This is a genomic window from Salinisphaera sp. RV14 (genome assembly GCF_052044135.1).
GTDB lineage: Bacteria > Pseudomonadota > Gammaproteobacteria > Nevskiales > Salinisphaeraceae > Salinisphaera.
Genome location: NZ_JBQDYF010000001.1, coordinates 419,746 through 442,121 on the forward strand (window position 1 = coordinate 419,746; position 22,376 = coordinate 442,121).

18 protein-coding genes and 1 tRNA gene are annotated in these 22,376 nt (G+C 67.0%); 11 read left to right on the forward strand and 8 right to left on the reverse strand.

What is annotated here, in order from left to right; genetic code table 11:
• Window positions 1–257 precede the first annotated feature (257 nt).
• Window positions 258–1,601, reverse strand: a complete 1,344-nt coding sequence (locus tag ACS8Y6_RS01910) for an MFS transporter (protein WP_440854888.1) — start codon at window positions 1,599–1,601, stop codon at window positions 258–260.
• Window positions 1,598–1,978 carry a gamma-glutamylcyclotransferase family protein gene (locus ACS8Y6_RS01915; RefSeq protein WP_440850388.1) on the reverse strand — a complete coding sequence of 127 codons (381 nt, stop codon included), beginning with the start codon at window positions 1,976–1,978 and terminating at the stop codon, window positions 1,598–1,600. The genes ACS8Y6_RS01910 and ACS8Y6_RS01915 overlap by 4 nt, the downstream gene beginning before the upstream one ends.
• Window positions 1,979–2,017: 39 nt before the next feature.
• Here ACS8Y6_RS01915 and ACS8Y6_RS01920 point away from each other — a divergent pair, with 39 nt between their 5' ends.
• The 3 genes from ACS8Y6_RS01920 (at window position 2,018) to ACS8Y6_RS01930 (ending at window position 4,358) form a co-directional block, all read left to right on the forward strand.
• Complete coding sequence (locus ACS8Y6_RS01920; protein WP_440850389.1) at window positions 2,018–2,701, forward strand: NUDIX hydrolase; 684 nt, start codon at window positions 2,018–2,020, stop codon at window positions 2,699–2,701.
• Entirely contained in the window at window positions 2,688–3,521 is an 834-nt protein-coding gene (locus ACS8Y6_RS01925) for an MBL fold metallo-hydrolase (RefSeq protein ID WP_440854889.1), read from the forward strand. The genes ACS8Y6_RS01920 and ACS8Y6_RS01925 overlap by 14 nt, the downstream gene beginning before the upstream one ends.
• Window positions 3,522–3,587: 66 nt before the next feature.
• On the forward strand, window positions 3,588–4,358 hold the full coding sequence (locus ACS8Y6_RS01930; protein ID WP_440850391.1) for a PilZ domain-containing protein: 771 nt from the start codon (window positions 3,588–3,590) through the stop codon (window positions 4,356–4,358).
• A gap of 16 nt (window positions 4,359–4,374) precedes the next feature.
• On the opposite strand, the gene ACS8Y6_RS01935 is transcribed toward ACS8Y6_RS01930, so the two are convergent.
• The 6 genes from ACS8Y6_RS01935 to murB all read right to left on the reverse strand — a co-directional run bounded on the left by ACS8Y6_RS01935 (window position 4,375) and on the right by murB (window position 12,009).
• A complete protein-coding gene (locus ACS8Y6_RS01935; RefSeq protein WP_440850392.1) occupies window positions 4,375–6,006 on the reverse strand; it encodes a DHA2 family efflux MFS transporter permease subunit in 1,632 nt (543 codons plus the stop codon).
• On the reverse strand, window positions 6,003–7,169 hold the full coding sequence (locus ACS8Y6_RS01940) for an HlyD family secretion protein (RefSeq protein WP_440850393.1): 1,167 nt from the start codon (window positions 7,167–7,169) through the stop codon (window positions 6,003–6,005). The genes ACS8Y6_RS01935 and ACS8Y6_RS01940 overlap by 4 nt, the downstream gene beginning before the upstream one ends.
• Window positions 7,166–8,584, reverse strand: coding sequence for a TolC family protein (locus tag ACS8Y6_RS01945; protein WP_440854890.1), 1,419 nt, complete (start codon window positions 8,582–8,584; stop codon window positions 7,166–7,168). The genes ACS8Y6_RS01940 and ACS8Y6_RS01945 overlap by 4 nt, the downstream gene beginning before the upstream one ends.
• On the reverse strand, window positions 8,581–9,018 hold the full coding sequence (locus ACS8Y6_RS01950) for a MarR family winged helix-turn-helix transcriptional regulator (protein ID WP_440854891.1): 438 nt from the start codon (window positions 9,016–9,018) through the stop codon (window positions 8,581–8,583). The genes ACS8Y6_RS01945 and ACS8Y6_RS01950 overlap by 4 nt, the downstream gene beginning before the upstream one ends.
• Window positions 9,019–9,114: 96 nt before the next feature.
• Window positions 9,115–10,767, reverse strand: a complete 1,653-nt coding sequence (locus ACS8Y6_RS01955) for an acyl-CoA dehydrogenase family protein (RefSeq protein ID WP_440854939.1) — start codon at window positions 10,765–10,767, stop codon at window positions 9,115–9,117.
• A gap of 252 nt (window positions 10,768–11,019) precedes the next feature.
• On the reverse strand, window positions 11,020–12,009 hold the full coding sequence (gene murB / locus ACS8Y6_RS01960; RefSeq protein WP_440850396.1) for a UDP-N-acetylmuramate dehydrogenase: 990 nt from the start codon (window positions 12,007–12,009) through the stop codon (window positions 11,020–11,022).
• Window positions 12,010–12,142: 133 nt separating this feature from the next.
• Between murB and ACS8Y6_RS01965 the strand changes: the two genes are divergently transcribed.
• From ACS8Y6_RS01965 to ACS8Y6_RS02000, 8 genes are all read left to right on the forward strand, one after another.
• A complete protein-coding gene (locus ACS8Y6_RS01965) occupies window positions 12,143–12,802 on the forward strand; it encodes an HAD family hydrolase (protein WP_440850397.1) in 660 nt (219 codons plus the stop codon).
• A 368-nt stretch (window positions 12,803–13,170) separates the two neighbouring features.
• Window positions 13,171–14,970, forward strand: coding sequence for a M61 family metallopeptidase (locus ACS8Y6_RS01970; RefSeq protein ID WP_440850398.1), 1,800 nt, complete (start codon window positions 13,171–13,173; stop codon window positions 14,968–14,970).
• Entirely contained in the window at window positions 14,951–16,816 is a 1,866-nt protein-coding gene (locus ACS8Y6_RS01975) for an AMP-dependent synthetase/ligase (RefSeq protein ID WP_440850399.1), read from the forward strand. The genes ACS8Y6_RS01970 and ACS8Y6_RS01975 overlap by 20 nt, the downstream gene beginning before the upstream one ends.
• Before the next feature lie 4 nt (window positions 16,817–16,820).
• Window positions 16,821–17,444 carry a glycerol-3-phosphate 1-O-acyltransferase PlsY gene (plsY, locus tag ACS8Y6_RS01980; protein WP_440850400.1) on the forward strand — a complete coding sequence of 208 codons (624 nt, stop codon included), beginning with the start codon at window positions 16,821–16,823 and terminating at the stop codon, window positions 17,442–17,444.
• The gene (locus ACS8Y6_RS01985) at window positions 17,441–18,436 is read left to right on the forward strand and encodes a biotin--[acetyl-CoA-carboxylase] ligase (RefSeq protein ID WP_440850401.1); all 996 of its coding nucleotides are present in this window, start codon (window positions 17,441–17,443) and stop codon (window positions 18,434–18,436) included. The genes plsY and ACS8Y6_RS01985 overlap by 4 nt, the downstream gene beginning before the upstream one ends.
• A 443-nt stretch (window positions 18,437–18,879) precedes the next feature.
• A complete protein-coding gene (locus ACS8Y6_RS01990) occupies window positions 18,880–20,013 on the forward strand; it encodes a carbohydrate porin (RefSeq protein ID WP_440854892.1) in 1,134 nt (377 codons plus the stop codon).
• A 295-nt stretch (window positions 20,014–20,308) separates the two neighbouring features.
• Window positions 20,309–20,384: transfer RNA gene (locus tag ACS8Y6_RS01995), tRNA-Thr, on the forward strand.
• A 266-nt stretch (window positions 20,385–20,650) separates the two neighbouring features.
• The gene (locus ACS8Y6_RS02000; RefSeq protein WP_440850403.1) at window positions 20,651–22,267 is read left to right on the forward strand and encodes an APC family permease; all 1,617 of its coding nucleotides are present in this window, start codon (window positions 20,651–20,653) and stop codon (window positions 22,265–22,267) included.
• The last annotated feature ends 109 nt before the right edge of the window (window positions 22,268–22,376 follow it).

The window sequence follows — 22,376 nt, forward strand, 5'->3', positions numbered from 1 at the left end:
CGACAGCCGAGCCACAGAGTCCGCCGATCGAGCGTCGGATTACGCGCTGCGCGCTAATCCGACCTACCGCTTTGTTCTCCGCCGGACTTGTTCACTTCGAGCCCATCCGACGCCGTCGCCGGTGCGCGCCTCGAATCCACTATGCCGCGAAAGCAGAACCGCATCTGCGTAAATCTGTGTTGATCTGCGGACAGTTTTCTTCGCCAAACGAAGCCCGAAAAGCATAACGGCGCCCGGTGTCGTTCGGTCGTCATCGATCATGCGGCCTGTTCGAGTTCGGGCAGGCCGCGCGCCAGGGCGGCGGCGGCCAGCGCCGGCAGGGCGAGCACGGCCACCGCCACGGCCGGACCGGCCTGGCCGATCGCCGCCACGAGGCCGCCGCCGGCCAGCAGGATCACGCCGATGGTGGTGTTGGCCACCGCCGTGAGTCGGGCGCGATCCTCGCTGTTACCGAGGTCGGTGAGATAGGTCTTGCGCCCGAGCCGGACGCCGGCATGGATGCCGGCCAGCATGAAATAACCCACGGCAAATGGCCATACGCCGGCGATATGACCGAACCCGGTCCAGACGGCGAGGGCGACCAGCGCATTCAATACGGCCGCCGCCACGCCGGTGAGTATGAGGACCTGACGCGACGAATAATCCGAAAAACGCCCCCAGAACGGGGCGGACACGAGTGAGGCCAGGCCACTGACCAGCAACAGGATCGCCAGATGCGCCAGGCTCGGGCCGCCGGCGGCGCGGGCGAGCTGGGCGTAATAGGGCGCGGCGAGCGCGGTGGCGATCAACAATCCACGCACGGCGACGAAGCGGCCGAATGCCGGCTTGTCGCGCAGCAGCGCGAGGCTGTCCGCCGCGGTCTTGAGGGCGTTGCCGCCGCCCTCGGTCGCGCCGGGAAACTCGCGCAGGGCGGCGAAGATGAAGGCCGCGGCGACCCACAGCACGCCGGCCAGGGCGAGCAGGCCCAGAATCGGCTTCAGGTGCTGGCTGGCCGGCACGAACCACAGGATTGCGCCCAGCAGCACGGCCAGGCCGCCGGCCGCGCTGGAGGCGTAGCCGGAGAGCGTGCCGCGCCGGGTCTTGGCAATGGTCTTGCCCTGGACGTCCTTGTAGGACGCGGAGCACACACCGCGTCCGAGCGAGAAAACGATCAACAGCAAAAGAATGAGGCCGCCGGCCACGGCGCCGTCGAAGGCAAGCGCGGCGCTGATCATGGCCAGTACCGACAGCCCCTGCACCGCGGCGCCCGCGACCCAGAACCACTTGCGGATCGGATGCGCACGCATCCAGCCGGCAATCACCAGCTGGGGCAGCAGGGCGAGAGATTCGCGAATCGGGACCAGCAGGCCCGCCATCCAGGTCGGCGCGCCGAGCACGGCCATCAGCCACGGCAGCACCAGTTTCGGACTGGCCACCAGATCGCCGGCCTTGTTGGCGAAAAGCGACACGAGGTGGACGAAGAAATTGGTCGGTTGCTCGCGACAGGCCTCATCCGAGATGTCGGTGCAGACACGGGCGTTCTCGTCGCCCGTAATCAAGTCGTAGAGATCGCGGATCGGACTGCGGCCCGATTCTGGTGGCGGTGGCGCGCTACGGCTCACGAAAGTTCTCCCGGTTGATCGCGTAAACGCCGATAGCGTGGCCAGTCGCCGGAATCGATCACGGGCCAGACCCGGTTGCGCGCGGCAGCCCACAGGTAGATCCAGGCCTCGCCGGCCGAGGTTATGATACGACGACGGGTATAGAACACCGGATAGCCTTCGAGCGTGTCGAGATCGGCGAAGGTGGCGGCATCGACGGCGTATATGTCGCCCCGGATCGGCGTGCGGCCGTAGTCGAGGGCCGCCGGATAGACGCCGGCGTCGACCAGCGTGAACGTTGGCGCCGTGGTCGCGGAACCGCGATGCACGGCACCGCCGAGCCAGGACTCGTTGAGCTCGCCGGCACGCAGCGTGCCGTAGACGAATACGCGATGCATGATGAAGTGTACAGAGGTAATGTCGGTATCCTATCGAATATGACGCAGGCGCCCCATCCGCATGATTCGGTAGCGATCCGCAACGCCGCGACCGTGGCCGTGTTGCGCGACGGCCGGCAGGGCCGACTCGAAGTGTTATTGCTGCGCCGTCATCACGGCCACGTTTTCGGTGCCGGTGCCGATGTATTTCCGGGCGGGGCGGTGGACGCGGCGGATACGGCGCTGGCGGAACGTTGTCGCGCCGGCTGTGGGTTGCCGGATGCGGCGTGGCGCATGGCGGGGCTGCGTGAGTGTTTCGAGGAAGCCGGGCTGCTGTTCACCGCGACGGCGCTCGACGCCGCGCGCGTGGCGGCCGAGCGCATCGCGCTCAATGCCGGTCGCCGTGCCTGGGCGGACGTCGTCGATGCCCTGGCACTCGACCTCGACCTCACCGCGCCGGTGGCCTTTGCCCACTGGACGACGCCGCCGGGCCCGCCCAAGCGCTATGCCACCCGTTTCTATGCGCTGGCCGCGCCGGTCGATCAGCCGGCCCGCGCCGACGGGGGCGAGACGGTAGCGGCGGATTGGGTCGCGCCGGCCGTGGCACTCGCCGACGCCGACGCCGGTCGTCGCTGGCTGATGACGCCGACCCGTGCCACGCTGGCAAGACTGACGCATTATCGGAATACGGTCGCCGCGCTGGCCGGTCTCGCACAAGGGGGAAGGGATGATGGAGCGGCATGACCGGATCGCCGGGCCGGTGACGGTCGACGCGGGGCTGCGCTGTCTGACCGCACCCAACCCTTCGCTGATGACGGGCCCGGGCACGAACAGCTACATCGTGGGCCGGGGCCCGTACGTGATCGTCGACCCTGGTGTGGACGACGATTCTCATCTCGATGCATTGATCGCGGCCTGCGACGGCCAGATTGCGTCGATCTGTCTGACCCATCGGCATCCGGACCATGTCGGCGGCGCGGGCCGGCTGGCCGAGCGCACCGGTGCGCCGGTGCGGGCCTGGCCCAAGCCCGAGCTGGCCCACTACGACCGGCCGGTGCCGGTCGACCAGCCGCTGGCCGACGGCGAGACGCTCGCCGCGGGCGACATGTCGATGGTGGTCCGGCATACCCCCGGGCACGCGACCGACCATGTGGCTTTCGAACTCCCGGACATCGGCGTCCTGTTGGCCGGCGATGCCTTGATGACCGGTGCCACGGTGGTAATCCTGCCGCCGGACGGCGATATGGGAGCCTATTTCTCGACCCTGGAACGCCTGGCCGGTCTGCATGTCCAGCGTATCGCCCCGGCCCATGGGCGGGTGATCGAACATCCCGGTTCGGCGATCGCCGAGGTGATCGCCCACCGCCGGCAGCGCGAGTCGCAAGTGGCGGCGGCGCTGTCCGCCAATGCGCCGCGCACGGCGGAAGATATCGCGCAAACACTCTATCCGCAGCTGCATGATCGACTGCAGGCCATGGCTGCGTTGCAGGTCCATGCGCATCTGCTGCACCTGGCAACCCGGGGACGGGCCGTGGCCGACGGGGGCGGCTGGCGCAGTCCCTGAGCCAGTGGGTTCAAGTCGCGCGCACCGCGGCCGATAGGATGATATCCGCGCTGCCATTTTACGGTCATGTCGATCGACGCCAATTCGTACACGCTGATTACCGATCCTGCTGCCGTGGCGGCGACGTTGACCGATCTTTGCGAGCAGGGCGAACCGGTGCTGCTGCGCGGGCTGGCCGATGGTCGCGGGCATCATGTCCTGCTGGCCGAGACCGGCGCCGATCCCGAGCGGCTGCGCTGGCTGCGCGCCGACGCCGGCCATGCCGTGCCGATCGCGGTGGGCGACATGCTGCAACTCGAGGCGGGACGGCGTGCCGGGCATCTGGTCTCCTCGGCGATGCGCTGTGATCTGGTGGCACCGGATGCGCGCACCGGGTACACGGAGTTGCGCACCCGTTTGCCCCTGCGGCTGACGCTGCGCCACGCACGCCATGACTGGCGCGCGCGCCCGGTGCCCGGCCGCATGCGGGTCGAGGTCGGCCTGGCGCGGCCCGAAGCGCCGGACATACACGGCCAGTTGGTCGATCTGTCGGTGGGCGGATGCCGGGTCGCGCTGGCAGCCGACGCCGCGCCGATCGAACCCGACGAAACGGTCAATGTACGCCTGCTGTTCCCCAACGGGGAGCAGGGCGTTTTCGGCGCGCGTGTGCGTGACGTGGCCGCGTATTCCGGCGCCCGGCGCCAGGCCGGCCTCATGTTCGCGGGGCTGAGCGATGAGCAGGCGCGGCGGCTGTGGTTTCTGACCTGCGAAATCGATCGCGAAGCCGAGCGACACCAGAGCGACCGCGACGAACTCCGGTCGCTGGCCCCGTCGCTGCTGTTTCAGCCCAAGCCGTAGCCCGGGGCGACCGGGCTCAGTGCGCCGCCGGGGGGTCGCTGTCTTCGTGTTCCTTGCCGGATGACATCAGCAGCGCCAGCGGAACCAGGCAGGCAATCACGACCCCCAGAATCCAGTAATCATCGATATAGGACATGAGCCGGGCCTGCTGGGCCACAAGGTGGGCGATGGTGGCCTGGGCCTGATGGCGCGCTTCGTTGATCGCGGCGCCGGTGGCCATGAAGTGCTGGGTCAGTTGATGCAGCAGGGCCTGGGTCTGGTGGTCGTAGGGCGTGACCGACGAGGCCAGCACTTCGTGGTGATACTGGCCGCGCCGGGCCAGCCAGGTGGTGACCAGCGAAATACCGACACTGCCGCCGATGTTGCGGGTCAGGTTCACCATGGCCGAAACCTGGTCGGTCTTGTCCGCCGGCACGCCGACATAGGCGATGCTGGTCACCGGAATGAAGATGAAGGCCAGGCCCAGCGTCTGCAGGCAGCGCGCGAGCACCAGCTGTGAGAACGAGCTGTCCAGGTCGAAGCCGGTCATGTGGAACATGGAGATCGAGACCAGCGTCAGCCCGATGCCGACCATCCAGCGCGCATCCAACCGGCCGGAGAGCATGCCCACGATCGGCATCATCACCACGATCACGAAGCCGCCGGGCGAGATCACCAGCCCGGCCAGCGTTGCGGTATAGCCGAGCACCTGCTGCACGAACTGCGGAATCAGCAGGGTCGAGCCGAACAACACGAAACCCAGCATGAACATCATGATGTTGGCGATGGAAAAGTTCTTGTAGCGGAACAGGCTCAGATCCATGATCGGATGGCGCTGGAACGGCTCCCACAACAACAGGGCCATCAGTGACAGGCCCGAGGCGACCGCCATCGCGATGATGAAGGTCGACGAGAACCAGTCGTTGTCCTGGCCCTTGTCGAGCATGATCTGCAAACAGCCCAGCCCCACGATCAGCAGGGCGAAGCCGATGTAGTCGATGGAAAAGCCATCGGCCATCTTGGCCTTGCGTGCCTTTTCGTAGGCGGCGCTGTCGTGGACCAGAGCCCAGGCCAGGATGGTGAGTACGATGCCTACCGGCACGTTGAGCAGAAAGATCCAGTGCCAGGAGACGTTGTCGGTGATCCAGCCGCCGAGCGTGGGCCCGATCGCCGGCGCGAACACCACGGCCACGCCGTAGATGGAGAACGCCATGCCGCGCTCGCGCGGCGGGAAGGAATCCGCCAGCACCGCCTGGGAGACCGGCTGCAGGCCGCCGCCGGCCGCGCCCTGGATGATGCGGAACACTACCAGCCAGGCCAGTGAGGGCGCCATGCCGCAGGCCAGCGATGCGATCGAGAAACACACGATCGAACCGATGAAGAACCGCTTGCGGCCCAGCACCTGGGAGAACCAGCCCGAAATGGGCAGCACGATGGCGTTGGAAACCAGATAGGCGGTGAGGATCCAGGTCGCTTCGTCCTGGCTGGCCGACAGCGACCCGGCGATATGCGACAGCGACACATTGGCGATGGAGATGTCGAGCACCTCCATGAACGCCGCCAGCCCGACCACTGCGGCGATCAGCCAGCGGCCGGACGGATAATCGGCGCGTGCGGCGATGGTGGCCGGATCGGCCGGGGTGTCACCGGCCGCGTCGATGCTGCTCATTGCGCGTGGCCGGTCTCGGTCGCCGGGATATCGGCCCGGTCCAGATGCTGGATCGGCCCGGCCACGTTGATGGTCGGCTCCACGGACAGGCCCGGTGAGACATCCAGCCCCTTGAGCTGGGCCGGCTTGGAAAAGATGATTTTCACCGGCACGCGCTGCACGATCTTCACGAAGTTGCCGGTCGCGTTCTGCGGCGGCAGCAGCGAGAAGGTCACACCGGTGCCCGGCTGGATCGATTCCACCCGGCCGGTGAACTCATGGTCCGGATAGGCATCGATGGCGATGGAAACCGGCTGGCCCGGGCGGACCCGGTCGAGCTGGGTCTCCTTGTAGTTGGCGACCACCCACGGATGGGTCTGGACCAGGGCCATGGCAGCCTGGCCGGCACTGATCTGGCTGCCGGCGACGATCGATTTCTTCGCGATCTTGCCGGCATGCGAGGCCCGGATCTCGGTATACGAGAGATTCAGTCGCGCCTGATCCACCTGCGCCCGGGCCTGGGCGATCCTGGCCTTCGCCGAGGAGGCCTGCGACTGCTTCAACTGGATTCGATCCGGCGAGGCCTTGGCCTGGGCCAGCTTGGCGCGCGCCTGGCGCACCCGGGCCTCGGTCGATTTCGCCTGGGTGTTCTTCTGGTCCAGCTGCTGCTTGGAGATTTCGTGCCGGGCGTACAGGGCACGATAGCGTTTGGCGTCCGCCTCGGCGCGCTGAGCCTCGGCCTGGGCCGATTCGAGTGCCGCCCTGGCATTGTCGATGTCGGCCGCGCTGGTCTGGCGCGTGACCGACAGATCCTGCTGGCTGGCGTTGTAGGAGGCCCTGGCCGCCTGCAGGTTGGCCTCGGCCTTGGCCAGTGCCGCCTTGAAGTCAGCCGGGTCGAGCGTGAACAGTACGTCGCCCTTTTTGACGTGCTCGTTGTCGCGTACAAACACCTTGGCCACCGTGCCGGTCACGCGCGGCGCGATCTGGCCGATATTGGCCTGTACGTAGGCATCGTCCGTCGACACGTCGTTGCGATGCAGGAACCACCACACGAACCAGACCAGGCCGCAGACGACCACCAGGGTCACGGCAATGAGCGCCACGCGGCGGCCCTTGCCGTTGCGTTTCCGCGGCGGGGTGGCCGGTTCGGCGGTCTGTTCGCTGGCATGATCGGTCGAGCTCATGGCGTTACCGGCTGAGTGAGACTGAATTGCTGGGCGCGGCCGAGGGCGGCGGCGAGATTGATGCGGGCGCGGGTGTATTCGGCCAGTGCATCGATGCGGCTGTTGCGGGCATCGGCGAGATTGGACTGGGCATCGACCACTTCGATGTTGTCGCCCACGCCGTGCGAGAACCGGTCGCGCGAGCGGCTCAGCTCCTGCTTGGCGAGCGTGAGGTTGGCGCGGGCGGCCCGCACGCGCTGGGACAGGGTCTTGAGCGTTTGCCGCGAAGTGCGCACGTCCTGTTCAATTTGCCGCTGCGTATCGTGGAAGCGGATACGCTGCTGGTCGAGCTGGCTGGCGGCGGAATCGATCTGCCCGGAAATCCGGCCGCCGGCGAAGATCGGCAGGCTCAGGCTGGCGCCGAAGGCGTAGGTGGGCTGGTCGTTACGGCTCGGTGTATTGCCGGAAGCGCCGTAGTCGGCCTCGACCGAGAGCGTCGGCAGGCGCTGGCCCCGCGCCGACGCCAGGTGGCGCTGGCCGCGGGCGATGCGCATCCGCGCAACCGTGATCTCGGGCCGGTCGGCCAGGGCCGTGTTGATCGCGGTATTGATCGGGCCGAGCGGCATGGGTCGGAACACCAGCGGATCGGTCAGCTTGAGATGGGCATCCAGCGGCAGCCCGGTGGTCCGCGCGAGCTGGATTTCGGCGCGCGTGCGTTCGGTCCGGCGCTGTGCCAGATCGGCTTGATCGCGGGCCAGCCGCGCCCGCGCACGGGTGACGTCCAGGCCGGTGGCCACGCCGACATGCGCCTGATCGCGCGCCAGTTTGAGCAGTGTTCGCGCCTGCTTGACATTGGCTTTCGCGGCCGCGACCGCGCGTCGTGTCGACAGCGCTTGTACGTAGTCGAGCTCGGTCTGTGTCGCGACCTGTTCGCGCGCCACCGCGAGCTTGTCAGCGGCCACCTTCTCGCCGAGCCTGGCGCCCTGGTAATCCTGCCAGGCGCTGTAATCGAACAGGGTCTGACGCAGCTTGGCCCGCGCATCGAAGTTGTTGTAGGTCACCGTGCTCGGGAAACTCGGGCCGCCCGCCGCCGCCCCGGCCTGGGGGCCGACATCGGAGCCGAAACTGAAGCCCTGCGCGGCGAGGTTGGTCTTCTGCCGCGATTCGCTGACCTGGCCGGAGACATGCGGTAGAAAGGCCGAGCGCGCCGAGACCCGCTGGCCGGCCGCTTCATCCTCTTTCGCGCGCGCAATCAGGGTATTGACGTTAGTGGCCAGGGCATCGTTCACCGCCTGTTCGAGCGATAGCGAGCGCGTGGGCCCCAGTGCGGAATCGTCGCCACCGCCGGGCGCCCGGGCCCCGGTGGCCAGCGCCGGCATGATCGGCGCGGCGGCCAATGTGCCGAGCAGGCCAAGCTGAATCAGTCGACGGTTCATGGCGCCTCCGCGATCAGGCGCGTGAGCAAATCGCGCAGCTGATCCTGTTCATCATCGGAGAGGGGAGCGAGCAGCTCCTTCTTGGCTTCGATCACCGCCGGCTTGATGTCGGCCAGGGCCTGCTCGCCCGCATCGGTGAGGCCGACCACGTGCGCACGCCGGTCGGCGGGATCGCGCTGGCGCGCCACCCAGTCGCGTTTTTCCAGCCCGTCGACCAGATACGTGACCGTGGTGCGATCCAGCCCCAGCGCCTCGGCGATCTGGCTTTGCCAGAGTCGGGGATGGGCCTCCAGCAGCAGCATGACGGCGTAGTCGCGCCCGGCAATGTCGAACGCCGCGGTATGCCGCGCCAGCACATCGAGCTGACGCTGATGCGCGCGCGCCAGCAGGTACGGCAGGCGCGTACGGATGGAATCGGGGAGACGGATGGGCACGCTCGGCTCTCCATGATGGAGCAGGCCGATATTATTCTTTGGAAATAGTCAGCGGTCAAGACTATTTCTATGTGAACATACCGTGACAGGCACGAATCAGATCACGGCCGCGCGCTCGATCAAAGGCGTGGCGGCGTCGCCGAGGCCGGCCGTGCCATAGACGTCCGGCCGGCGGGGCGCCAGGCGTGCCGCGCAGAACGCCTCGCCGACCCATGGCGCGTCGCCGGTGAGCAGGATCGCGGCCTGGAGCGCGCGCGCGATGTCGCCCGCCAGGCGGCGCGCATCGGCCGTGTCGTCCGCGTTTTCGCCAAGACGCGTATGCAGTGCGGCGCAGTGGGCATCAAAGGCGGGGTGGCGTCCGGCGGCCGTGTCCAGTTCGGCTTCCAGCGCGGCGATGCTGTCCGGGTTCCGGGCCAACGCGCGCAGCAGGTCGAGGCATTGCACGTTGCCCGAGCCTTCCCAGATCGAGTTCAGCGGGGCCTGGCGGTAGAGCCGCGGCAGAATCGATTCCTCGACATAGCCGCCGCCGCCCAGGCATTCCTGGGCCTCGTTGACCATGGCTGGCGCGGCCTTGCAGATCAGGTATTTACCCACCGGCGTGGCGAGCCGCGCCAGATGCGTCTCGTGCTCGGTAGCACCTTCGAACGCACGCGCAAGGCGCATCGCGTAGGCGATCGCGGCCTCGGATTCCAGCGCCAGATCGGCCAGCACTTCCTGCATCAGCGGGGCATCGGCCAGGCGCTGGCCAAAGGCCTCGCGGTGGCGCGCGTGGTGAATCGCCTGCACCGCGGCCTGGCGCATCAGCCCGGCCGAGCCGAGCATGCAGTCGAGCCGGGTCTGGGCGACCATTTCGATGATGGTCGCCACGCCGCGGCCGGGCTCGCCGATGCGATAGGCCTCGGCATCGCGGAATTCCACTTCGGACGAGGCGTTGGATTTGTCGCCGAGCTTGTCCTTGAGGCGCTGGATATCGATGGCGTTGCGCTCGCCGGCCTCGGTCCAGCGCGGCAGCACGAAGCAGGACAGACCATCGCCCTCGCGGGCGAGCACCAGAAACAGGTCGCACATGGGCGCCGAAAAGAACCATTTGTGCCCGCGCAGGGTGAATACCCCCGCGCGGTCGGTGGCGCTGGCCACGGTGGTGTTGGTGCGGACATCCGAGCCGCCCTGTTTCTCGGTCATGCCCATGCCGACGGTCAGCCCGGTCTTGTCGGCGGCCGGGATCACGCGCGGGTCGTAGGCCGCGGCCCGTACGCCATCGAGCCAGCGGGCGCCGGGCTCGGGAAAGCGGGCGAGCACCGGCGCGGCGGCATGCGTCATGGTGAGCGGGCAGGCGGTGCCGGCCTCGAACTGGTTGTGCAGGTAGTACAGGGCGCTGCGCACGACCTGCGCGCCCGGACGATCCGCGGTCCAGCTCAGCGAATGCAGGCCGTGTTCCTTGGCCAGCTGCATCGCGCGGTGATAGGCCGGATGGAACTCGATTTCGTCGATGCGCGCGCCGTAGCGGTCGAACGCATGCAGCATCGGCGGATTTTCGTTGGCGCTGAAGCCCAGATCGAGTAATTCGCCACCCGCGATCGCGCCGTACGCCCGGGCGCGTTCGGCGCCCCAGCCGCCGCCTTCGCGCGCCAGCGCGGCCGCCAGCGCCGTATCGGTTGCGAACGCGTTGTAATCGACCAGCGGCGGCGGCTGGTTGGTGATCGTGTGGGTGGCGAGTTCGCGACGCGGACGATAGGGATGGCGATGCACGCGCGGCTCCGGCGGAATATGACTATATCGACGGTTTAGCACGATCGACGCCGCTTGGAAAATAAGCGAAAGGATTTATTTTCCGTTTGTGGCAAAAAAAAGACCGGCCCTCGGGCCGGCCGCCGGCACGGGGCATACCCCCGAAACCGGTATCAAACACGATGCGATTGTTGGTGTGTGCCGGTGTGGGCCGACACAACTGAAATTATCGGCTGTCGATGACGAATCGGTGACCGGGCGATGACCGTTCGGTTACCCGGTCGCCGATTGACGCACCCGTTTGACCGGGGCGAAATCGCCGACGAAGGAGATCTCCGGCGTGAGCCAGTAGCCGGTGGCGGCCTCGACCGTTTTCTGCGTGTGCATGATCAGGCCGCAGACATCGGCGGCCGTGGCATCGCCGCGATTGACGATGATGTTGGCGTGGCGCGGCGAAATCTGGGCGCCGCCCCAGGTGAAGCCCTTCAGGCCGGCCTCGTCGATCAGCCGGCCGGCGCCGATGCCGTCGATCTTGCGGAAGATGGAGCCGGCCGAGGGCTCGGTATCCAGCGGCGGATGGCGCTCGGCGCGCCAGTGCAGATTCTCTTCCATCACGCGGGCCAGCGCTTCGCCGTTGGCCGGCTCCAGTTCGAAAATCGCCGACAGGACGATGTCGTCGCGGTGGTGCAGCACGGACTGGTCGTAGCCGAACTCGAAGTAATCGGCATCGACGATGCAGCGCTCGTTGTCGGCGCTCAGGATATCGGCCGATGCCAGCACCTCGCCGATGAACAGGGTCCGCTCGCGCTCGGGCGCGGGCGACAGGAAATGCAGGTTCTGCCAGAGCGCGCCGCCGACCGTTGACGGAATGCCGACGTAGTGTTCCAGTCCGGACAGGCTGTGCCCGACCGCGGCATCGATCACGTCCGGGTAGATCAGCGCGCCGCTGGCGGCGAACACGCGCGTGCCGCGCACCGTCAGCGCGCGGGCGTGGTTGGCAATCACCAGGCCCGAAAAACCGCGGTCGCCGATCAGAATATTGGCGCCGGAGCCGAGCAGGAAGAAATCCACGTCTTCCTCGCGCGCGACGCGGACCGCGGTGGCCAGGGCCTCGGGCGTGGTGGCCTCGAAATACAGGGCGGCCGGACCGCCGATGCCGAAGCTGGTCTTGCCGGCCAGCGGTACGTCCCGGGACAGCCCGGAACCGAGACGGGCGGCGAGCCGGCGTTGCTGGGAGAGGCTGGGAGAGCGGGGGCTGCGCATGGGGCTCAAGGGCGAGTGGCAATGCGCCGATGGTCGGGACTCTGGCCGCCCTTTGCAAGACGGGGCATGCGTGGGTTGCCCGGCGCGATGAGCTAAGCTGTGACGATGGATTTTTAAGTCAGCGAGCGTCGCATTGTCATTCTCGCCGCGCATCGTGGTATTCGATCTGGATGTCACGCTCACCGAATACGACACGTTCCTGCCGTTCATCGTGGGTTATCTGCGCCATCACCGGAAGCGCCGCAGTCTGTTGTTGTGGCGACTGCCGCTGGCCCTGCTGAAGTTCTGGCGCTGGGGTGACCGCACCTGGCTCAAGACCGAGATGCTGCGCGCCTTCATCGGCGGCGAGCCGCGGGCGCGGGTGGCGGCATGGACCGAGCGCTTCGTCGACGATCTGCTGGCTGAGGCGATGCGCGAGCAGGGTCTGGTGCAGTTGCGCGAGTTCCAGAGCCGGGGCGTGCGCGTGGTCCTGGCCTCGGCCAGCTTCGATATCTACGTTGAGCGCATCGCCGCGAAACTCGGCATCGAGGAAGTGCTCGCCACGCGCTCGGCGTGGAACAGCCGCGGACGGCTGGTGGGTATGGACGGCCAGAACTGCCGCGACGACGAGAAACTGCGCCGGGTCAAGGCCTTGTCCGGCATGCCGGAGGATGGTGCGGGCGTGGCGGCTTACTCCGATTCGCATGCTGATCTGCCGTTGTTGTCCTGGGCCGAACACGGCGTCGCTGTGTGTCCGTCCAAGCGGTTGTTTCATCAGGTCGGCGGGCTCGGGCTGGAGGTGGTGCGCTGGTGAATCGCGGGCCTGTTGCCGTTTCGTCCGCGTCCGCGCCAAGCGCTGTTTTGCGGCAATCCAGCGTTGTAGCTCTCTCACGTAGAACCACTACGCCACGTTCGCTACGCCTCGTCTTGCCGCAAAACAGCGCTTGTCCCGAAGGATTGGGCCGCCCATAAAAAAATTTACTAGGGGCGCCCGGCGGCGTTGCAAGTCTTGATCGTGGCGCGCCACGATCGGCGACTCGCGCCTTGCCGGACACGATTTGCGGTCTCCAACGCGGCACGTGTACGAAACGGCAACAGGCCCGCGTGGGCAGCCGCGCTTTGAGCCCGTACACTAACCGAGTTCTATATCGCGCCGGTCGGGGAGGCGCCTGAAACCCAAGCATGTCGACACTGAATTACATCGTGACGCCGGTGGATCCGGCGGCGCATCGTCTGCGCGTGACGCTGCAACTGAGCATGGCGGCGGCCGAGGCGCCGACCCTGCATCTGCCGACCTGGATTCCCGGCAGCTACCTGATCCGCGATTTCGCGCGCCATCTGCTGACCATCGAAGCCGTCGACGCGGCCGACGGTCGGCCGATTGCCGTGACGGCGCTTGATCGATCGAGCTGGCAGCTCGCCGAAGCGGCCGAGCGGGTCTGTGTGACCTGTGAGTTCTATGCCCGGGATGCCTCGGTGCGCGCGGCCTACCTGGACGACATGCGCGGGTTCATCAATTTCAGCTCGCTGGCGCTGCGTCCGGCCGGGCACGAACATGCGCCGATCAAGCTGCATCTGGCGCGCCCGCCCGCGCGCTATGACTGGTCGCTGGTGACCACGCTGCCGGCGGCCGAGGTCGATGAGTTCGGGTTCGGCGACTATCAGGCCACGAACTACTGGGGTCTGATCGATCAGCCGGTCGCCATGGGCGAGGCGATCGAGACCGTGCCCTATCGCGTGCGCGGGGTGGCGCATGCCTTCGTGTTGCTCGGTGCGCACGATGCCGATACCCGCCAGCTGGCGATCGATCTCGCCGCGGTCTGCAATGCCCAGGCCGATGTGTTCGGCGAGTTGCCTGCCGAGCGCTATCTGTTTCTGTCGCAGGTTACCGATGCCGGTTTCGGCGGCCTGGAGCATCGCGATTCCAGCGTGTTGCAGGTCCCGCGCAACGCGCTGCCCAGCGCGGCCCGCGTGGCGTCGACCGGCAAGCGCGACCCGGCCTACGAAAATCTGCTCGGCCTGGCGAGCCACGAGTATTTTCATCTGTGGAACGTCAAGCGCATCCGGCCGGCCGCGGTGGCCGGGTCCGATCTCACAAGCGAAGCGTATTTCCGCGATCTGTGGGCCTACGAGGGGGTGACGTCGTACTACGATGATCTCGGTCTGGTGCGTGCCGGGGTGATCAACGAACAGGGTTATCTGGATCGGCTGGCCAAGCTCGCCACGCGCATCGAGCGCACGCCGGGGCGGCACCGGCAGAGCCTGGCGCAGTCCTCGTTCGACGCCTGGTTGAAGTTCTACAAGCCGGACGAGAACACGCCCAATGCCGTGGTGAGTTATTACGGCAAGGGCGCGCAGCTCGCGCTCGGCCTGGATCTCAAGATTCGTCTGGAAACCGAAGGCCGGATTTCGCTGGATACGGTCATGCAGGCCGCCTGGCAGCGCTATGGTCGCGACGACCGTCCGGCGCCCGAGAACGCATTGGCGAGTCTGGCCGCGGAGGTGTCGGGGCTGGATCTGGTCGATTTCTTCGATTTTCATCTGCAGACGACGGCCGATGCGCCCTGGGCCGATTATCTCGGCGATTTCGGTATTCGCGCCCTGGCCGAGCCGGCCACCGACGATGCCTCGATCGTGCGTGGGCGCATGGGGCTCATGCTTTCCGAGGGCTCGGGCCCGGCGCGCATCATGCATGTACTGGACGACGGCCCGGCCCAGGCCGCCGGCATTTCGCCGGGCGATCGCATGCTCGCCTTCGACGGTATCGAGGTCGGGCGCGAACTGGCGCGCCAGCTGGCCCGTTACCCGGCCGGCGCGGCGTTGCGTGTGCATCTGTTCCGGGGCGATCAGCTCCTGGTTCGCGAGATGGCACTTGCGGGCGATGCCGCGCCGGAATGGCATCTGTCCATCGATAAAACCGCCGACGAGGCCGCCCATGCCCGCCGCGCGGCCTGGCTGCATCGTGAGCCCGGCGACAGCTGAGCGTCGGCCGGCGCACTGGCTGGACCGCGAAGGCCCGGCCACGTTGTGCCAGATGTTCGATGCGCGCGTGGCGGCCTCGCCCGATGCGATCGCCTACCGGTTCTACTCGCCACGCACGCATGTCTGGCGTGATCTGAGCTGGCGCCAGGCGGCCCAGCGTGTGGCCGCCTGGCGGCGGGTGTTGCATGCGCACGGCGTGGTCCGCGGCGATCGTGTGGCGATCATGCTGCGTAATTCGCCCGAGTGGCTGTGCGTGGAGCAGGCGGCGATGAGTCTGGGCGCGATCACGGTCGGCCTGTTCTGTGCCGATACGCCGGCCAGCAACGCCCACCTCGTCGCCGACAGCGGGGCGAAGGTCATGGTGGCGGTCAAGTCGCGCTGGGTTCGGCGTATTTTCGATCAGCAGGCCTGTGACACGTTGATCCATGCCTTCGTGTTCACCGGCGAGCGGGCCGGCGAGGCCCGGCTGGTCGCGGCCGAGGACGCCCTGGCCGAGGCCCGCGATCGCCCCGATCCGCGCGTCGAGCCGCCGGCCCCGCAGGATCTGGCGAGCCTGATCTATACCTCGGGGTCGCAGGGTCGGGCGAAGGGCGCGATGCTGACCCACGCCAATCTGCTGTCCAACGCGCAGAGCGTGGCCGATGCGCTGCCCGCAATCGACGCCGAATGCGCCTTGTCCTACGTGCCCCTGGCGCACAGCTACGAGCGCGTAGTGGACGCCTACCGGGCAATGATCGTGGGGGCGCGCATCGTGTTCTGCCGGCATCCGCGCTTCCTCGGCCTGACGCTGGCGCGCGAACCGGTGACCACGTTGATCGGCGTGCCGCGTGTCTACGAGCGGTTCTACGTCGAGCTGACCCGCTGGATGGCGCGTCGCCCGCGCATCGTGCGCCGTCTGGTCGTGGCCACCATCAATATCGGCGAGAGCGTATTCGAGCGCGAACAGGGCCGCGCCGGCTTCCGGCTGTCGCATCTGGTCTGGCCGTTGCTGCGTTATTTCGTCGCCCGGCGTTGCCTGCGCCTGTTCGGTGCCCAGATGCAGGTCGCGGTATCCGGTGCGGCGGCGTTGCCCTACCCGGTGGCGCGCACGCTGGTGGGGCTCGGGTTGCCGATTCTGCAAGGTTACGGTCTGACCGAGGCCGGCCCGGTGGTCAGCGTCAACCGGGTCGACGACAACGAACTCGACAGTGTCGGCCTGGTGATCGATGGCGTGGCCACCAAGATCGGGCCGGACAACGAGCTGCTGGTGCGTTCGCCGGGCGTGATGCGTGGCTACTGGAACGACGAGGAATCGACCGCGCGGGTGTTGGCCGCGGGCGGCTGGCTGCATACCGGCGATAAGGTCAGCCGGCTGGACAAGAAGCGCTTGTATCTCACCGGCCGGATGAAGGAGATCATCGTGATGACTTCGGGCGAGAAAGCCTCGCCCGAGCCGATCGAAGACACCCTGCGCCTCGACCCCCTGATCGCCCGCGCCATCGTGGTGGGCGAGGCGCGGCCGGTGCTGGCGGCGGTGGTGAGCTGTCCGGCCCATCGATTGGTGCCGATCATGCGTCGGTTGGGACTCGATCCGGGCCTGGCGGCCAGCCTGCACAGTTCGCGGCTGGAGAATTACTTCATCGATCGATTGGCCAAGCTGACCGCCGGCTTCCCGGCCCACGCCCAGATCCGGCGGGTCGCGGTCACCACCGATCGCTGGACGCAGGACAATGGCCTGCTTTCGGCCACCGACAAGATCCGGCGTCGACGGGTGGCGCGCTGTTATGCTCGCGAAATCGACCGGCTTTACGGCCGTCGTGCCGCCGCGGAGAAAAGCGACGTGTCGCAGAACACGAACCTGGGGTGAGTTCATGCAACTGATTTTGATCATCGTGGCCGTGAGCGCGGCCTATCTCATCGGCTCGCTGTCCGGCAGCCTGCTGCTCGGGCCATTGTTCGACCAGGACGACCTGCGTTCCAGCGGCAGCGGCAATGCCGGTGCCACCAACGCACTGCGCGCCGGCGGGCGCGGCTATGGGCTGGCGGTACTGGTGTTCGACATCGTCAAGGGCGCGGTCGCGGCGGGCTTCGTGCCGGTCCTGTTGCACACGCTGGGTCCGTGGCCGTTCGTATGCGGCATCATGGCCATTCTCGGCCACGTCTACCCGGTGTTCTACGGCTTCCGCGGCGGCAAGGGAGCGGCCACCTGCATCGGAGTGCTGGCGGTGCTGCTGCCCGGCTCACTGCTGTTCGGCGCGGCGGTATGGGTGGCCGTGCTCGTGGCCTCGGGCTTCGTCGGCCTGGCCACGATGATCGGCATGCTCGCCGTCGCCCTGGCCAGTTTCTTCGTGCCGGCGGTGCCGCCGGCCGGGCATGTGTTCGTGGTCGCGGCCAGTCTGATCATCATCTACACGCATCGGAGCAATATCGCGCGCATGCGCGCCGGCAACGAAAACCGTTTCGAGCGCGCACGGATCTGGCGTCGGCGGCGGTGAGCGGCGCGGGCGCCCAGGTCGACGAGGTCGAGCCAGCCGATCCACTGATCGCCGCGCTGGCCGGCGGCGGCTGGATTTCGGGCCCGGCGCTGGCGTCGCGGCTGGGTGTGACGCGCTCCGCCGTGTCGGCGCGCATCGCACGGTTGCGCCGGGGCGGGTTGGATGTCTATGCGGTTTCGGGCAAGGGCTACCGGCTCGCCGGCGGGATGGATCTGCTGGATGCCGACATCGTGCGCGCGCAGCTGTCGCCGCAGCATGGCGGCATGCTCGATCAACTGATCCTGCGTCAGAGCGTGGATTCGACCAACAGCGTGCTGGCGGCCTATGGCGACGGCGCGACCCGGGCCTGTCTGGCCGAGCGCCAGACCGCCGGGCGCGGGCGCGCGGGGCGGCCCTGGGTGTCGCCTTTCGGCAGCAATCTGCACCTGTCGGTGGGCTACGATCTGGCCGCGCCGCGCTCGCCGGTCGCGACAATCAGTCTGGGGGTGGGGGTTGTGATCGCCGAGGTCTTGCAGGCGCTCGGGGTCGAGGACGCCGGGCTGAAATGGCCCAACGATCTATGGATCGGGCGCGACAAGGTCGGCGGCATTCTCACCGAAGCGCGCGCCGAGGCCGGCGGCAGTGCACGGTTGGTCATCGGCGTCGGCCTCAACATCGCCATGCCGCGCGGCGAATCCGAGCGCATTGGCCAGCCCTGGACGCGACTGGTCGATCACCTGCGGGATGCCCCGCCCCGCAGTGTTGTCGCCGGCCGTTGTCTGGCGGCGATACTGGGCGCGCTGGATGAGTTCGAGCGGGCCGGTTTTGCGCCGTTCGCCGCGCGCTGGCGCACATTCGATCGCGTGCTGGGGCAGACGGTGGATCTGATCGACGCGCGCCAGCGGCGTCGCGGCGTGGCCTGTGGCATTGGCGCCGATGGCAGCCTGATGGTGGAGATCGACGGTCGCCGCCAGGCGGTTTACTCCGGGGATGTCAGTCTGCGGCCGGTGTGACCCTGAAGACCGCCGGCGCGAGCGCCGGGATTCACGCGCCATGGCCGGTAACCACGGGCGGTGGTTACCATCGGCGCCGCCACCGTTGTATCGGCCTGCCGCAATTGCCCCCGCAGCCGCCGGTGCCGCAGCTTCACGGTACCACCAGCCAGTCGCAAACCGGCCATCAAGCGCGCGGGGCCACATGCAACCCCGCGCGGGTCGCGCCTGACCTGCCGCCTTGCGCTGAAGGCCGGCAGACAGGCAGCGGGTTCATGCTTCGATGATTCCGTATTGCAAATGCGAATCATTTGCATATATCCTGATCGCTTGACCCGGGCCGATTTTGCCTTATGCCGCCAGCGCCGATGGCGGTTCCGGGGTCAAGCACTACACCTTTTACTGACGCGTGTCATTTTGAAATTGGGGGGAATGAACTCTTGAACGTTTTTTCGCGGAAAAGCATGCGCCTCATGGCGTGCTGCGCGGCGGGCGCCGTCGTCGCCCCGTGTGCTCTGGCGGCAACCGTCGCTCCGGGGGTCGATCTCGGTGCCACCTACAGCCAGGATCTGTTCAGCGACGTCGGCGGGGGATTGCGTCATGGCACCGCCGCGCCGGGCGCGATCAACCTGAGTGCCGGCATCGACGGTCGCGTCTGGGGTGGCTCGGCCGATAACCGGTTCTATTTCGATTATCTGGGCACCTTCGGCAGTTCGATTTCAAACGATGTCGGTGATCTGCAGGGGCTCGACAACATCGAGGCCCGCAATACGACCAAGTTGTATTCCGCCTGGTATCAACATGATTTCGGCGACTCGGGCTTGATGATTCGGCTCGGCCTGCAGGATTGGAACGCCCTGTTCGATACGCTGGATGCGGCCGGCGTGTTCATCAACAGCTCCTTCGGTCTGGGCGCCACCACCGCGATATCGAATGTGTCCCAGTATCCGACCACGGCCGTGGGGGCGGTGGTGCGCTGGCAGTCTTCCGGCGGCGCCTATGTGATGGGCAGTGTGTTCGACGGGGTGCCGGGCCTGCCCGGCCATCCGGCAGGTACGCACATCGCTTTCCGCTCGGGAGACGGTATTTTTTCGTCCGTGGAGGCCGGTATTTCCGGCGACGGCGACAAGCCCTACAAGCTGGCGGTCGGCGGCTGGTACCAGACCAGCAAGTACGACGACCCGGCCGGTCGGGCGCGCGATCGCGATCACGGTTTCTATGTGATTGGTCAGCAGCGCCTGCTCGGAGGGGCGAATACGCCGAAACTGGATGCGTTTGCCCAGATCGGCGGCGCCGAGAGCGACCGGAATCCGCTGAATCGCTATCTCGGCGGTGGATTCGATGTCACCGGCCTGCTGCGCCGGCGGCCGAACGATGTTCTCGGGTTGGCCGTTGCGCGGGCCCATGTGTCGCGGGTCTTTCGACAGGCCACAGCGAACAGCGACCGGGCCGAAACGGCAGTCGAGCTGACCTATCAGGCGCCGATCAACAATTATCTGACGGTGCAGCCGGACGTTCAGTACATCATCAATCCGGGGGCGAATCGGGCCGTCGACAATGCCACTGTGGTGGGGGGGCGCGTGTCGCTGACCTGGTAGGCGCTTGCCGGGCCTCGGGGTATCGGGCCCCGGCGATCACGCGCGGAATAGCCGGGCATGGTGGCCAGCGGGCGACACCGGTGGCCAGCGGCAGGCTGTCTGGGCGGATGGCATCAGGCCGCGCCCGGCCGCGTTCCGATGTCGGGCGCGGCGGTGTATGCGACGAAAAGACTAGACATCAAAGCCGGGGCAGTGCAGCGGCTCGCTGGTCTTCGGGTCGGTTGCGTTCGCGCATGAGGCGTCCGGGTAGCCAGGCGCCTCATGAGCCGTCAGAATAGGCGCGCACTGCCTTTTCGCCCGCGTAGCTCAGTTGGTAGAGCAGCTGTCTTGTAAACAGCAGGTCATCGGTTCGACTCCGGTCGCGGGCTCCACCCTCCTCTCGTGCGCTGCTTGGTTTTGGTGCATTATTCAGGGCTTACGCAGACCGCATGCCTTGCAGCACTCGGTCGCGTTGTCAGCCAGAGGCGGCGTTGCTGTCGCGGCGGGCGGTGCATGCGTGGTGTTTGAACCTTGATCGGGTTGGCGCGATTTTCGCAAGTCCGCCCCCATCGGCGTTCCGCCGACGTGCCGTCGCCTGTCCGGCGCGCGCTGATCGATATCCAAATCAATACACGCAGATAACAAAGGGGGACATGTCATGGCCTCATCTCAATCGGGCGGGCAGCTTAAGCGCCACGCCGGACCGATCGGGCTGCTGTTTGCCAGCACGACCAGCATGATCGGTTCGGGATGGCTGTTCGGTGCCTATCATGCGGCCAAGCTGGCCGGCCCTTGGAGCATTCTCAGCTGGGTGATCGGCGCCATCATCATCATGATGCTGGCGTTCTGTTTCGCCGAGCTGGCAACGATGTTCCCGCGCAGTGGCGCGCTCGTGCACATCAGCCATGCCAGCCATGGCGACGGTCTCGGGCGGATCTGGAGCTGGATGCTGTTTCTGGCCTACGTCGCGGTGCCCGCGGTCGAGGCGGAGGCCGTGGTCACCTACGCCAACAACTATCTACCGTTCCTGGTCAGTCCCCAAAACGGGGTGTTGACGGTGATCGGGTTTTTCGCGTCGGTCGTTCTGCTCGGCATATTCGCGCTGCTGAACCTGCTGGCAATTCGAAAGCTGTTGCAGGTCAATTCCGCGATCACCTGGTGGAAAATCGCTGTGCCGGTGGCGACGATCATCGGGCTGATCGTGGTGGCCTGGCATCCCGAGAACATGCACGCCGCGCCGCACAGCTATCAGTTCTCCGGTATCTTCACCGCGCTGCCGGCCGCCGGCATCGTGTTCAGTTTCCTGGGTTTTCGTACCGCCATCGAGCTGGCCGGCGAGAGCAGTGATCCGCATCGCAACATGCCGTTTGCGGTAATCGGCTCGGTCGTGCTGGCCAGCGTGGTCTATGTCGGCCTGCAGATCGCCTTCATCATGGCGTTGTCCCCGGACCAGCTTACGAGCGGCTGGGCGACGCTGTCGTTCGCCGGCGATCTCGGCCCGTTCGCGGGTCTGGCGGCCGGCCTCGGCATGACCTGGCTGGCGACCATCCTTTACGTCGACGCCTATGTTTCGCCCGGCGGCACCGGCCTGATGTATATGACCGGCGGCTCGCGCATCCTGCTGGCCAACGGCCAGCTCGACACCGGGCCCAAGGGGCTCGCCAAACTGAGCCCGCAGGGCGTGCCGTGGGTCGGCGTGCTGGTGATGTGGATCGTGGGCTGTCTGTTCCTGCTGCCGTTCCCGGCGTGGCAGAAGATGGTCGAGTACATCACCTCGATCACCGTGCTCACCTATGGCATCGGCCCCGTCGTGCTGCTGTGCCTGCGCCGCAACGCGCCCAACGCCGAGCGCCCGTTCAAGCTGGCCGGGGCGAAAGTGCTGGCGCCGATCACCTTCATCCTGAGTAACTGGATCATCTACTGGGCCGGCTTCTACACCAACTCGGTGTTGTTCATCCTGATCGCTGTCGGTTTCGTGATCTATGCGCTGTATTACCACCTGGTTGCGCGGATGCCGGCCGAGGACTTCGGCTGGCGTTATATCTCGTGGCTGCTGCCCTGGTTCGGCGGCATGTGGGTGCTCTCGGCATTGGGCGGTATCGGCGGTGGAGCGGGCGTGCTCCCGTTCGTTGTCGAACTGATCCTGATCGCGATCTGGAGCCTCGTGGTCCTTGCGATTGCCTACAAGACCTCGTTGTCGCCGGCCGAGACCGAGCGTGCGATCGCCCGCATTCTGGAAGACGATCCCGGCGAGAACGCGCCCTCGCTGCCATAGTCGCCGCGCGCGGCGCATCGGTGGTGTCGCCTCCGGCGAGGTGGCGCCGCTGAGCTTGTCGGTTCGGTCCGGTGGCGGCCGGGCCGACGGTCACAAGCGGCGCCGGTCG